The organism is Mixta mediterraneensis (assembly GCF_030283135.1).
GTDB lineage: Bacteria > Pseudomonadota > Gammaproteobacteria > Enterobacterales > Enterobacteriaceae > Pantoea > Pantoea mediterraneensis.
The window spans coordinates 1-13,156 of sequence record NZ_JASUAZ010000009.1 but is presented as its reverse complement, the minus strand read 5'-3'; the positions used below and the strand labels follow the sequence as shown (position 1 = coordinate 13,156).

13 protein-coding genes are annotated in these 13,156 nt (G+C 55.2%); 5 read left to right on the top strand and 8 right to left on the bottom strand.

What is annotated here, in order from left to right; translation table 11 throughout:
• Positions 1-21: 21 nt before the first annotated feature.
• The 4 genes from truA to QRY16_RS08085 form a co-directional block, all read right to left on the bottom strand.
• Positions 22-825 carry a tRNA pseudouridine(38-40) synthase TruA gene (truA, locus tag QRY16_RS08100; RefSeq protein WP_193404774.1) on the bottom strand — a complete coding sequence of 268 codons (804 nt, stop codon included), beginning with the start codon at positions 823-825 and terminating at the stop codon, positions 22-24.
• Complete coding sequence (locus tag QRY16_RS08095; RefSeq protein ID WP_289776237.1) at positions 825-1,835, bottom strand: aspartate-semialdehyde dehydrogenase; 1,011 nt, start codon at positions 1,833-1,835, stop codon at positions 825-827. Before QRY16_RS08095 ends, truA begins: the two co-directional genes overlap by 1 nt.
• A 90-nt stretch (positions 1,836-1,925) precedes the next feature.
• The gene (pdxB, locus tag QRY16_RS08090; protein WP_193404772.1) at positions 1,926-3,071 is read right to left on the bottom strand and encodes a 4-phosphoerythronate dehydrogenase PdxB; all 1,146 of its coding nucleotides are present in this window, start codon (positions 3,069-3,071) and stop codon (positions 1,926-1,928) included.
• A gap of 55 nt (positions 3,072-3,126) precedes the next feature.
• On the bottom strand, positions 3,127-3,906 hold the full coding sequence (locus QRY16_RS08085) for an AraC family transcriptional regulator (protein WP_289776236.1): 780 nt from the start codon (positions 3,904-3,906) through the stop codon (positions 3,127-3,129).
• A gap of 95 nt (positions 3,907-4,001) precedes the next feature.
• Between QRY16_RS08085 and QRY16_RS08080 the strand changes: the two genes are divergently transcribed.
• A complete protein-coding gene (locus QRY16_RS08080) occupies positions 4,002-4,901 on the top strand; it encodes a DMT family transporter (protein WP_289776235.1) in 900 nt (299 codons plus the stop codon).
• Here QRY16_RS08080 and QRY16_RS08075 read toward each other — a convergent pair.
• Both QRY16_RS08075 and tctD read right to left on the bottom strand, forming a co-directional pair.
• Positions 4,882-6,270, bottom strand: coding sequence for a sensor histidine kinase (locus tag QRY16_RS08075; RefSeq protein ID WP_289776234.1), 1,389 nt, complete (start codon positions 6,268-6,270; stop codon positions 4,882-4,884). The genes QRY16_RS08080 and QRY16_RS08075 overlap by 20 nt on opposite strands.
• Positions 6,261-6,932, bottom strand: coding sequence for a transcriptional regulator TctD (gene tctD / locus QRY16_RS08070; protein WP_193404768.1), 672 nt, complete (start codon positions 6,930-6,932; stop codon positions 6,261-6,263). The genes QRY16_RS08075 and tctD overlap by 10 nt, the downstream gene beginning before the upstream one ends.
• 120 nt (positions 6,933-7,052) lie before the next feature.
• Here tctD and QRY16_RS08065 point away from each other — a divergent pair, with 120 nt between their 5' ends.
• From QRY16_RS08065 to flk, 4 genes are all read left to right on the top strand, one after another.
• Complete coding sequence (locus QRY16_RS08065) at positions 7,053-8,033, top strand: Bug family tripartite tricarboxylate transporter substrate binding protein (RefSeq protein ID WP_289776233.1); 981 nt, start codon at positions 7,053-7,055, stop codon at positions 8,031-8,033.
• Positions 8,034-8,045: 12 nt separating this feature from the next.
• Entirely contained in the window at positions 8,046-8,477 is a 432-nt protein-coding gene (locus QRY16_RS08060; protein ID WP_193404998.1) for a tripartite tricarboxylate transporter TctB family protein, read from the top strand.
• A gap of 10 nt (positions 8,478-8,487) precedes the next feature.
• The gene (locus QRY16_RS08055) at positions 8,488-9,993 is read left to right on the top strand and encodes a tripartite tricarboxylate transporter permease (protein ID WP_289776232.1); all 1,506 of its coding nucleotides are present in this window, start codon (positions 8,488-8,490) and stop codon (positions 9,991-9,993) included.
• A 112-nt stretch (positions 9,994-10,105) separates the two neighbouring features.
• Positions 10,106-11,146, top strand: a complete 1,041-nt coding sequence (gene flk / locus QRY16_RS08050; RefSeq protein ID WP_289776231.1) for a flagella biosynthesis regulator Flk — start codon at positions 10,106-10,108, stop codon at positions 11,144-11,146.
• A gap of 1 nt (position 11,147) precedes the next feature.
• Here the strand turns inward: flk and QRY16_RS08045 are convergent, their stop codons facing one another.
• Together QRY16_RS08045 and QRY16_RS08040 are read right to left on the bottom strand one after the other, a co-directional pair.
• A complete protein-coding gene (locus QRY16_RS08045) occupies positions 11,148-11,591 on the bottom strand; it encodes a rhodanese-like domain-containing protein (RefSeq protein WP_193404764.1) in 444 nt (147 codons plus the stop codon).
• Between the two features lie 20 nt (positions 11,592-11,611).
• Complete coding sequence (locus QRY16_RS08040) at positions 11,612-12,796, bottom strand: MFS transporter (RefSeq protein WP_289776230.1); 1,185 nt, start codon at positions 12,794-12,796, stop codon at positions 11,612-11,614.
• Between the last annotated feature and the right edge of the window lie 360 nt (positions 12,797-13,156).

Sequence of the window (13,156 nt, the reverse complement as noted above, 5' to 3'; positions counted from 1 at the left end):
TTCCTGTCCTGAATTTTTTGATTAATCCGCGAGGAACAAAGGTCCCAGCGCCGGTTGTGGTAACGCAAAGTGGGATGGATAATCCACCGCCACCAGATAAAGCCCGGCTGCTTTGGCTGTCGCCGCCGCCAGCGTGCGGTCTTTCGCAGCCAGTAAAGTGGCCATCCACGATTCTGGCTGATTGCCACAGCCAATTTCCATCAGGCTGCCAACGATGTTACGCACCATGTGATGCACAAAGGCATTAGCTTTGATGTCCACAATGACGTAAGGCCCCTGGCGCGTCACGTTAAGGTGAATCACGTTGCGCCACGGCGTGCGCGACTGGCACTGTACCGCGCGGAACGAGGTAAAATCGTTCTCACCCAGCAAACACTGACCGGCGCGCTGCATCTTTTCTGCATCCAGCGGATGATAAAAATGCGTAACGCCGCTGCCTAAAATAGCCGGGCGCAGGCGCTGATTATAAATCAGGTAACGATAGCGCCGGGCGGTCGCACTAAAGCGTGCGTGAAATTCGTCCGGCACCGCTTTTACCCAGCGCACCGCGATGTCATCAGGCAAACTGGCATTAACACCTAATGTCCAGGCCCCCTCGGCACGGCGCGAAGTGGTTTCAAAATGTACCACCTGGCCGGTGCCATGCACGCCAGCGTCGGTGCGCCCAGCGCAAAACACGACCACCGGATGATTAGCCACTTTTGACAGCGCACGTTCTAACTTCTCCTGCACGCTGCGTACTTCCTGCTGTCGCTGCCAGCCGTAATAACGGCTGCCGTCATACTCTATGCCGAGCGCCAGTTTTTGCGTCTGACCATCGGACATTAGTACATATACTCCTGCACCAGCTTCTCTGCGGTTTTCACGGCCATCAACGCACCGCCAAAGCGAACGTTATCGGCCACCGACCAGAATTGCAGCAGTTCAGGAATGCCGTAATCGTTACGTACCCCGCCAATGCTCAGTTCAACGTTGCCCGATGCCTCTGTTACCGGCGTTGGCACCTGATCTTCTTCGCTCAGAATAATGTCAGCGGTCAATGCCAGTTCTGCGCGCGCTTCTTCCGCAGACAGAGGACGCAGGTTCTCAACGTAGACGATTTGCGCGTTGCCGTAAAATACCGGCGCCTGAATGCTGGTCACTGCAACGGGTAAACCTTCGTCTTGCAGCACTTTACGCACCTGATCAATCAGTCGGCGCTCACTTTCTACGCTGCCCTCGGCATCAACCTGCTGAGGCAACAGGTTAAACGCCAGCTGACGGCCATAATAATGTTCATCCGCTGGCACGCCATTCAGCAAACGCGCACTTTCGCCCGCTAACGCATCTACCGCCGCTTTACCGTGATTAGAAACCGAAAGCAGGTTCGTCACCTGTAAACGCCCCAGGCCTGCGGCATCAGTCAGCGGCTTCAACGCGGTAAGCAACTGGCTTACCAGGCTGTCGGCAACGCTAATAATGTTACGATTGCGGTAGTCGGCCAATACGTGAGCATTCACATCCGGTACTACCAGCGGAACATCCGGTGACAGGGCAAACAGGTCGCTGCTGTCAATCACCAGGCATCCGGCGTTGGCCGCTTCTTCTGCATAACGCGCTGATACGTTACGACCAGCAACGAAAAAGGCCAGCTGCGCCTGCGACCAGTCAAATTCCGCCGCATTCTGTACCTGAACGGCACGTCCTTCATAACGTTTGGTTTCACCCGCGCCGTTTTCACTCGCCAGCAAATACAATTCACCAACCGGGAACTGGCGTTCCGCCAGCAGTTCCAGTACAGCGTTCCCTACTGCGCCTGTTGCGCCTAATAGCGCAATATTCCAGCCGTCAGACATGGTGGTTTACTCCAGACAATGACATAAAAACAGAAGGCGGTGAATTTCACCGCCCAGGGATTCGGATTTTTACCCAATAAACTGCACCTGCTACGCCAGATCAACAGCCTGCTGCAGACGGGCATCAAAACCCAGTTTCATCAGCATTTCGACGGTTTCACTTTCGTCGCAAATCACCTGCAATGAGGACCATTCGCGGCGCTCTTCGTATTGCTTACGCAGGCGATCAAATTCACCGGGTTGTGCGGCCACTTTACGTAACGGGGCATCGTCGCGGCGCACATCATACACCAGATGCACCAGCCGTTTCAGCGTTGGCTGATCAAGCGCGCCATGCAGCGTAATATGGCTGAATTCGGGTATTGGCAGCAGCTCACTGAGCGGCACCTGCTGCGGCTGACCAATAAACGCGCTCCAGGCTTCAAAGACTTGCGTAGTACCACGCGCTTTGCCTTCCAGCGTATAACCGGCGATATGCGCGGTGGCAATATCGACTTTATCAAGCAGATCAAGCGACAGCTCCGGTTCCGGCTCCCATACATCCAACACAACGCTGAGATCCGAACGCATTTTCAACACCTCCAGTAACGCAGCATTATCCACCACCGGGCCGCGACAGGCGTTGATTAAAATGGTATTGGGCCGGAGCGCCATCAGCAGCGCTAAGTCAGCCAGATGCCAGCTTTTATACGGCCCGTCTTTAAATAGCGGGGTATGGAAAGTCAGAATATCAGCCTGGTTAACGACGTCATCCAGCGACAGGAAATCACCTTCATCGCCGCGTTCAGCGCGCGGCGGATCGCACAACAGCGTTTTCACGCCCCAGGCGTCAAGCCGTTTTTGCAAACGCCCGCCGACATTGCCCACGCCGATAATACCCACCGTGCGGTCGCGCAGCTGGAAGCCGTCACGCTCTGCTAATAACAGCAGCGAAGAAAAAACATATTCCACCACCGCAATGGCGTTACAACCGGGAGCCGCAGAGAACGCAATCCCCGCCTGTTGCAGCCACGCCTCGTCAATATGATCGGTACCCGCTGTTGCAGTACCGACAAATTTCACTGGCTTACCCGCCAGCAATGCTTCATTGACGTTGGTAACTGAGCGCACCATCAGGCCGTCAGCATCTGCCAACCCAGCTTCTGGTAAGGGACGTCCCGGCACCGCCAGCACGTTTCCGGTGCGGCTGAACAGTTCACGGGCATAAGGCATATTTTCATCGACGAGAATCTTCACCACGGCTTTCCTGTCTGTTGCGTTTAAGGGCGTTATTTTGGCACAAAGCCGCGCGTTAGCCTAACCGCATGCGGTAGCGATCTGGCGTAGTGCCTGCCTGCTGCTGAAACATTACAATCAGCGCAGAAGCGGAGCTGTAACCCAGTTCATGCGCAATGGCTTGCACGCTACGGCCCTGCTCCAGTAGCGCAATGGCGCGTAAAAAACGCAGCCGCTGTCGCCACTCGCTGAACGACATATTAAGCTGCTGCTGGCAGCGCCGTGCCAGAGTGCGTTCCGTCGTAAAAACACGGGAAGCCCACACCGAAAGCGTCGTGTTATCGCCTGGATCGGCCTCCAGCGCCTGCAGAATCGGCGCAAGAAATTTATCATTCGACAGGGGTAAATAACTTTCCTCTACTGGCGCCAGGCGTAAGCGATCGCACAACACGTCACACAGTCGCCACTGCGCATCGCTGGTCGGCTGTTCAATTTCGTTGTGGGCAAATTCGTCCATGATCGCCTGCACAATCGGATCGACAATTAGCAGGCAGGCTCTGGCAGGCAAACCTGCGCACAGCGTCGCGGCCAGATTAAAGGTGCGAAACTGCGCCTGGCGATGATTGTAGCTGCTGTGCCGATGCCCCGGCGGGATCCAGATGGGAATATCAGCTGGCGTTAATAAACGTTCACCTTCCACCTGCATCTCCAGTACGTGGCTTTTAACAAAAATGACCTGACCCCAGTCGTGCGCATGCGGCAGATATTCGGTTTTGGCATTGGCCTGCTCGAAGCGAAAAAAGTAGCGTAAATGCCCGGCATCAACAGGCGGTTGGTAGGTAATTTGTAGGGTCATTATGTCCGGTCATTAATGATTTTTGTCCGATATTAACTATCCGAATAAAAGCAGACAAGCGTACACTGCGCTCACTTCGCGTCTGGAGAAACAAAATGAATTTTTTATTCCCGCTGATTGCAGTATTCATCTGGTCAGTCAATTCGATTGTTAGCAAGTTATCGGCAGGTGCCATCGACCCGGCGGCGATCTCCTTTTATCGCTGGCTGCTGGCGCTGCTGGTATTAACCCCCTTTATTCTGCCCGGCATCAGACGGCAGCGACAACAGATCACGCCGCACCTGGGTCGATTGCTGATTCTTGGCCTGCTGGGCATGGTGCTGTATCAAAGTCTGGCCTATTACGCGGCGCACAGCGTTAGCGCGCTGTTCATGGGCATTATCGGTGCGTTAATCCCTCTGCTTACCGTGTTGTTGAGCGTGGTGCTCCTGCGCATTGCGCCAACCGTTGGCATCCTGTTTGGTAGTCTGATTTCGTTTGCGGGTTTGGTGTGGCTGGTCAGCGAGGGCAATCTTCCGCTATTACTGAGTCACGGGCTGGGTAAAGGCGAGCTGATGATGTTAGCGGCTTCGGTTTCCTATGCCCTGTATGGCGTGCTCACCAGGCGCTGGGCGATTCCGCTGCCGATTTGGCAAAGTTTATATGTCCAGATTTTATTTGGCGTGCTGCTGCTGTTGCCCGGCTTTCTACGTGCGCCAAACGTGTCGCTTAATCTGCATAACGTTCCGCTGGTCGCCTTCGCCGGCCTGTTTGCCTCGATTATTGCGCCTTTCCTGTGGATCCACGGCGTGCAGCGCTTAGGTGCCAGCACCACCAGCATTTTTATGAACCTGACGCCGGTATTTACCGCGGTGATTGCCGTGCTGTTCCTGCATGAGCAACTACACAGCTATCACTGGATTGGTGGCGGGCTGACGCTGTTTGGCGTGATCCTCGCACAGCGACTGAAAACACCCCTGGCAGGCCAGAAACCGGCTAGCGTTGATCGGGTTTAAATTGAATCGTCACGCGCAGTCCGCCCAATAGCGGGCTGCGATCCAAACTGATCAACGCGCCGTGCCAGGCACAAATATCCTTTACTAACGCCAGACCGATGCCCGCGCCAGGCTGTAGGCTTCCATGATCAAACCGCGAAAAAGGTTGTAACGCTTTCTCCTGCTCCGCACTGTCGATGCCCGGCCCGCTATCTTCAATCTCCAGTTTTCCGGCGTACAATCTGGCGGTAACAATGCCGCCTATCGGCGTATATTTAATGGCGTTGTCCAGCAGGTTGGCGCATAGCTCGCCGAGCAGCAAGCTATCTCCTTTCACCTCATCATTTTGCTGGCCTTCATAGCCTAAATCGATGCGCTTGTTTCTGGCTGCAGTGTAACTGCTGAAACAGGCATCGCGCAGGATGTCAGCCAAATCTACGTTTGTTAACGGTTTTTCTTCGCCATGTCGCGCTTTCATTCGTGCCAGTTGCAATAAACGATCGGTGAGCAAAATGGTGTCATCCAGGGTATGCCGCATACCCTGTAAACTTTCCCGCCACTGTTCGGGACGCTCGCTGTCTAACGCCACGCCAACCTGCGTTTTAAGGATCGCCAGCGGCGTGCGCAACTGATGCGCGGCGTCGGCGCTAAAGCGATCCTGTCGTGCCAGCAAACTGCGCAGCCGTTCCAGGTAGCGGTTAAAAGCGATAATCAACGGCTGCAATTCAGACCAGGGTAGCGACGGCAATGGCGTTAATTCACTGCCATCACGGTGCAACACAATACGCGACAAACGTCGCAGCGGGCGCAGTACGCGTCGCAGCATTAAACCGGCCAGCAAAAGGGTGACAAGCACTAAACAACTCTGGCTGAGCAAAGCCGTGCGCAGCAAACCTTCGGCGAAGGCCTGACGTGAATTCAGTGTTTCTGCCACCAGCACCAGCGCCATGCCGTTAACACCTGCCTCATTGACCGGCTGCCAGAGCGCGGCAATGCGGATACGCTGTTGGTGATAACGCGCGTCATAGAAATACACTAACGCGGGATAAATCTCGGAAAGCTGGCTGGTGGGCGGGATAGTCGGCAGATCGTCATAACCAGAGAGCGTTTTCCCTTCAGGTGAAATGACCTGATAAAACAGTTGGTCATTCATGTTGCGCTCGAAACTGTCGAGCACAACCCAGGGCACATCGACTTCAAGGTGGCGATGGCGCACCACTAAACGTTCGGCAACGGTGCGGGCTGACGCCAGCAAGGAGCGATCGTAAGCCTGATTCGCCGCATGCACCGCACTCTGATAATGGGTATAAACTGACAATCCCCACAGCAGCGCAAGCGGCAAACCCAGCCAGACCAGTAATTCGCCGCGTAGAGAGGGAATTATTCGCACGACAGCATTTCCAGGCTGTAACCCAGCCCGCGCAGCGTTACGATTGCCACGTCACTGCCAGCCAGTTTTTTGCGCACCCGGTGTACGTAAAGCTCGATACTTTCCGGGCTGACTTCATCATTCAGGGTGAAGGTTTGTTCATACAGATGCTGACGTGAAACCGGCCGCCCGCGTCGCTGCATCAGCGTAGTAAGAATGCTGGATTCGCGCGGCGTCAGCGCCAGTGGCTTTTCTGCCAGCAAAAAATACCCTTCGTTGTCGAGCATCAACTGGCCCAGTACCTGACTTTGTGGCGGCTGACCCTGACTCCGTCGCCATAATGCCCGCAGGCGCGCTTCCAGTTCATCAAGTTCGAAGGGTTTGGTGAGGTAATCATCGGCCCCCTGATTGAGACCGCGTACCCGATCATCAAGCGCGCTGCGTGCAGTCAACAGCAATACCGGCACGTTTTGACCGCGCCGCCGCAGCCGCGACAGCACCTCAAAACCATCCATGCGCGGCAGCGAGACGTCCAGCACCACCAGCGCATACTCTTCGCTTTGCAGCATAAGGTCTGCCGCCACGCCCTCTGCAACCCAATCCACCGCAAATCCTTTTTGCGTTAGCGCTTTTTGTAACCAGCACGCCAGCTCAACCGTATCTTCCACCAGTAAGAGACGCATATCACATCCTGTCATTATTTCCGGGCAGCGAAAGGTAAATGAAAGGTAACTGTTTTAACAATCCAGCAACGCCGAATATTCGGTAGTAATCACACTCTGGAAGAAAGAAGGGAGCGAAAGATGAAAAAAATAATCCGCACCACGCTGGCCTCAACCCTGCTGGCTCTGTTGGTTCCAACTACGTTTGCCGCCGATGCGCCCGAACGTACCGAATGCATCGCCCCGGCTAAACCCGGCGGCGGCTTTGACCTGACCTGCAAGCTGCTGCAAGTTTCATTGCAGGAAACTAAACAGATTGATTCGCCAATGCGCGTGACTTACATGCCTGGCGGCGTCGGTGCGGTCGCTTATAACGCCATCATTGCGCAACGCCCCGCCGAAGCGGGCACGGTTGTCGCTTTCTCCGGTGGATCGCTACTCAACCTGTCGCAAGGAAAGTTTGGTCGCTACTCAGAAGATGATGTGAAGTGGCTGGCGGCGGTCGGTACTGACTACGGCATGATCGCAGTGCGCGCCGATGCGCCATGGAAAAACCTGGGTGAGCTGATGGAAGCCATGAAAAAAGATCCCACCAAAGTCGTGGTGGGTGCAGGTGCCTCCATTGGCAGTCAGGACTGGATGAAAACAGCCTTACTGGCGCGGGAAGCGGGCATTGATCCACGCAAAATGCGTTATGTGGCATTTGAAGGCGGTGGCGAACCGGTGACGGCGCTGCTGGGGAATCATATTCAGGTGGTGTTGGGCGACATGAGCGAAATGGTGCCGCATCTGCAGGCCGGCAAACTGCGCGTGCTGGCGGTGATGTCAGACAAGCGCCTGTCGGGCCAGCTGGCAAACGTGCCGACAGCGAAAGAACAAGGTTTTGACGTTGTCTGGCCCATCATTCGCGGTTTCTACCTCGGCCCGAAAGTGACCGATGCCGAATACAAATGGTGGGAAGATGCCTTTAAAAAAATGGTCACCACGCCGGAATTCCAGAAACAGCGCGATATGCGTGGCCTGTTTGAATTCAACCTGTTTGGCGCAGAACTCGACAGCTACGTGAAAAAGCAGGTAACGGATTATCGCGAAAAAGCGAAGTCTTTCGGTCTGGCAAAATAACCGGAGCACATAATGAGCGATCGTATTTTTGCGGTTATCTGGCTGGCGCTGTGCTTTGGCGGCATGGTGATTGCCTGGCAGCTCCACAGCGAATACAGCTACGAACCCGTGGGACCACGCCCGTTTCCCATGGGGATTCTGGGCCTGATGGCAATCTGCGCTCTGCTAATGCTGTTTCGCAAACCTGACAATATTCAGTGGCCCGCCAGCGGCACATTAAAGCGTTTGATTGCGCTGATACTGATGATGTTGCTGTATGGCTGGCTGTTTGAAACGCTCGGCTTTGCGCTGTGCACCACCTTGCTGACGTTCGGTATCGGCATGCTGTTTGGTGCACGCTGGTGGGCCGCCGCAATTGCCGGCGTGGTGATGGGGCTGGCGCTGTTTTACGCCTTTGATCATCTGCTGGAAGTTACCCTGCCTGTCGGTAGCTGGCTGAGTTAAGGAGAGAAGCATGGATACCTGGTCTTTTTTGATGCAGGGTTTCGCCGTCGCCATGACGCCCGAAAACCTGATGATCGCCCTGTTCGGCTGCTTTATCGGTACGATTGTAGGACTGCTACCGGGCCTTGGGCCCATCAACGGCGTGGCGATTTTAATGCCGCTGGCGTTTGCCCTGCACTTACCGGCGGAGTCTGCGCTGATTTTGCTGGCAACCGTGTACATCGGCTGTGAATATGGCGGTCGCATCTCGTCAATTTTGCTGAATGTACCGGGTGATGCCGGTGCGATCATGACCGCGCTGGATGGTTATCCGATGGCGCAACAGGGAAAAGCAGGCGTCGCGCTGTCAATTTCTGCCGTCAGTTCGTTTATCGGTTCAACCATCGCCATCGTCGGCATCATTTTGTTCGCCCCGCTGCTGGCAAGCTGGTCGCTGGCATTTGGTCCGGCTGAATACTTCGCGCTGATGGTCTTTGCCATCGCCTGTCTCGGCAGCATGATGAGCCAGAATCCGCTGAAGTCCTTCCTTGCGGCTTTAATTGGCTTAAGCATGGCCACCGTCGGCGTTGACGCTAACACTGGCGTTTATCGCTTTACCTTTAACAGCGTGCACCTTTCCGACGGCATTCAGTTCGTCGTTGTGGTGATTGGCTTATTCTCAGTGAGCGAAATTCTGTTAATGCTGGAGTCGACCAGAACGGGGCAGAAAGCGGTACGCGCCAGTGGCCGCATGATGTTCAACATGAAGGAAGCGACGATGGCGACCGGCGCTACGCTTCGTTCGTCATTTATCGGTTTCTTTGTCGGCGTTTTACCGGGGGCGGGAGCCACCATCGCCAGCGCCATTGCTTACATGACGGAGAAAAAAATCAGCGGTAGCGATCAGTTTGGTAAAGGTGACATTCGTGGCGTAGCCGCGCCAGAAGCGGCAAATAACGCCTCAGCCTGTGGATCGTTTATTCCGATGTTAACGCTTGGCATTCCCGGTTCTGGCACAACTGCGGTGATGGTCGGCGCGTTGACGCTGTATAATATTACGCCAGGGCCGGCAATGTTTACCGAGCAGCCCGATATTGTCTGGGGCCTGATCGCCGCACTGCTGATTGGTAACGTAATGTTGTTGGTCATGAATATCCCCATGATCAACGTGTTTGCCCGCATGCTGACTATCCCGCTCTGGTTCCTGGTGCCAACCATTGCCGCCATTTCTGCCGTTGGCGTGTATGCCGTACACAGCACCACGTTTGATCTGCTGCTGATGGTTGGGCTGGGTGTCTTCGGCTATATCCTGCGTAAGATGGATTTTCCCATGTCCCCGCTGATTTTAGGCTTTGTATTAGGTGAAATGCTGGAGCAGAATCTGCGTCGCGCATTATCGATCAGTAACGGCAACCTGCCCATTCTGTGGGAAAGTATGATCTGCAAAGTGTTGCTGCTGTTAGCGATAGCGGTATTGGTTGTTCCATTTGTGTGGAAACGCTGGCGTCGTAAACGCATGAAACTGGCTGCTGAGTAAATCACGCTGAAACAACCGCGCCCCCGTGGGATTTCCCGGGGGCTTTTGCTATCATGGCGCATTCTCATTCCGGCGCATCCCACGCTGTTCTGTTTTCTCCAAGGAATCCGTCATGCAACCTGTTAGCGGCCCTGGCGTGCCGGTCGGCGATCGTTCATCTGTAAATCCGCAAACGGGCGCGCCTCGTCCGGGTTCCGCTCCCGGCGAACAGCCGCTCTCCCCTGCGCAACGTACTACGCTGGAACGCCTGATTGTGCGCATTTTGTCTCTCAGCAATTTGAAAGCGCCAGAGTTGTGGGCAGGTATTCGCCGTGAAGTTAATGTGAGAAGCGATGCAGACTTACAGTCACGCCATTTTCCGGCGGCTGAACAATATCTCACGACGCGTTTAACCCAGGCGCAAACCGGCCACGCTACGCGCCAGTTGATGACGCAGCTAACCGATCTGCTACCGCAGGGCAATAATCGTCAGGCGGTAAGCGATTTCATCCGCCAGCAATTTGGTCAAACCGTGTTGAGCTCGCTGAGTCAGGATCAACTTCATCAAGTGCTGACCATGTTGCAAAACGGCCAAATGGCGATTCCGCAACCGCAGCAGACCCGCGCCAGCGATCGCTCTTTACTGCCCGCCGAACACCATACCCTGAATCAGCAAATCATCCGGCTGGCCGCCGCGACGGGCGAATCCAGTGGCAAACTCTGGGCGGCAGCGCTGAAGCTGGTGCAGCTCACCAGCGGTGATCCTATTCCATCCCGCCATTTTCCGCTGCTGACGCAATATTTACAGGCACGCCAAACGCTAAGCCAGCACAGCGCGCCAACTTTACAGCTACTGGAAGCATCGCTGAAGCAGCCACTGGCACAGGCTGAACAGCGGATGCTGGAAGAGTACAGTCAACAGCGGTTTCAGGCGACGCCGCAGACCGTGCTGACGGCGACGCAAACCCAGGATTTACTGAACTTCCTGTTTTCGCGTCGTGCTGAAAAGATGCAGGAGCAACCTTTAGCCGCCAGCGAAATCAAGCCGCAACCCATCTGGGCGCCCTTCCCGGCGTCGTTGCCACCTGTGCTGAAACCGCTAGCGCAACGCCCGCTGCTCGGTGCATTCGTGGCGTTGTTGGTCGTGATTTTTCTGTTGTGGCTGTTTCTCTAAATTAACAACCGCACGACGCGGCAGCCGCCGCGTCCGGCCATTCGCCCGGCGCATCGCCCCATGCCATCGGATGTCCATCGCGCTTCCAGAAATCTAATCCACCGATCAGTTCTTTTACCTGAAAGCCTAATGCCGCCAGCTTATACGCCGCTTTGGTCGAGCCGTTGCAACCAATGCCATCGCAATAGGTCACGTATACTTTACTGCGATCCCAATGCGCAGTTGATGTCTCATTCATGGTGCGATGCGGGAAACAGATGGCACCGCAAATATGTCCGCCCCGATAAGCCTCCGTCGAGCGCGCATCAATGACCACGATGTCGGTAATATGTTGCGCCAAATCTTCAGCAAGATCCCAGGCATCGGTGTAGTAAGCCAGTTTGGCCTGTAAATATGTCAGACTTTGCTGTGGTGAAGCAGGGGGAAAGCGCAATACCGATGACATTATGATGCTCCTGTTATGTTTTAAGCCGTTTGCGGCTGACGCGCGAAACGCCAGGTAACCAGAATGCCGAGCGCCGCACAGCAGGCCCCCGCCAGATAGACAGAACCATAACCCAATGCGGTCGCCAGCAGGCCGGTAACAGGTCCGCTGGCTCCATAAGCCACGTCCTGGAAGGCAGAGAAACCGCCTAGCGCGGTGCCGCGCACCTGCGGCGATACGCGTTTGATCACTTCCACACCAAGCGCCGGGAAGATCAGTGAGCAGCCGCAGCCAGTTAAGGCCGCGCCAACCAGCCCCATCCAGCTTTGCGTGGCCAGTGCCAGCAGCAGCAAACCGCAGGCTTCAATCAGCAGCGAAAACATCGCCACTTTTACGCCACCCAGGCGATCCGGCAATCCGCCAAAGAACACCCGCACCAGCACAAATGCCAGACCAAAAGCAGACAACGTAAAACCGGCGTTGCCCCAGTGCTGCGCGGCGAAGTAGAGCGAGGTAAACGTTCCAATCACCGCAAACCCTGTGCCTTGCAGCGCCAGCGCCAGGCCTGGCTGAAAAATGGTACGTACGACGCTAAACAGTGACGGCCGTTCACCGCCCACTACCGGCACCGCTTTGATCCCGCTATTCAGTGCCAGCGCAATCAGCGGTAACACAATCGCGACCGCACCCAGCAAGGCAAAACCGCCATGCTGATGCAGCAGCAAGCCGAGCGGCGCACCTGCTGCCAGCGATCCATAAATCGCCATACCGTTCCATGACATTACCAGACCGGAGCGCTTCGGACCCACCAGCCCCATGCCCCACGTCAGGTTGCCGGTCAGCAGTAAACTTTCGCCGAAGCCCAGCAGCAAACGCCCCAGCGCCAGCAAACCAAACTTTGCCCATACCGGCACCGGCAGCAATGCAGCAATCAGATACGCCAGGCCCACCAGGGCAATGGCCATCATGCCATGTTGCGTGGTGCGCTTTGCGCCGTGCTGATCGGCGCGACGCCCGGCAAAACCACGCGTTAATAGCGTGGCAAAAAACTGGATGCCGACCGCGACGCCGACCATCACGTTATTCATCCCTAACTCCTGATGCACGTAGAGCGGGATGACCGGAAGCGCTAATCCTGCGGTGAGATAAGTGAGAAATACGGCCAGCGATGTACAGGCCAAAGGAAAGGTCGACTGAACCTGAGATTCAGCGGCGGAAAATGACATCAACGTAACTCCTTGTTCATAGACGTGCCGTAACGGCAAAAACCAACTGCATGCGCACGCCATCTGCGTGATAACAGACTGGATACGCGTTGGTTAACGTGAACGCTTACGTAACGAGAAAGATCGTTAAGGCAGGACCTGAGAGCGTGAATTTTGACAAGAGGTTAAATTAATGTCAAAGAAAAGGGCCGGCGAGCCGACCCTTGAGGTGTTAATGAGGTGAAAAAATTACGCCTGATATGTACTAGCTCAGACCTGATCTGACAGTTACCGGTTATTTATACAGGTGTCTGTCAGATTAAATCTGGTTCAGATTCTTTTCTGCCCAGACCCGTTTTCCATCAAGTAACGTGGCCATTG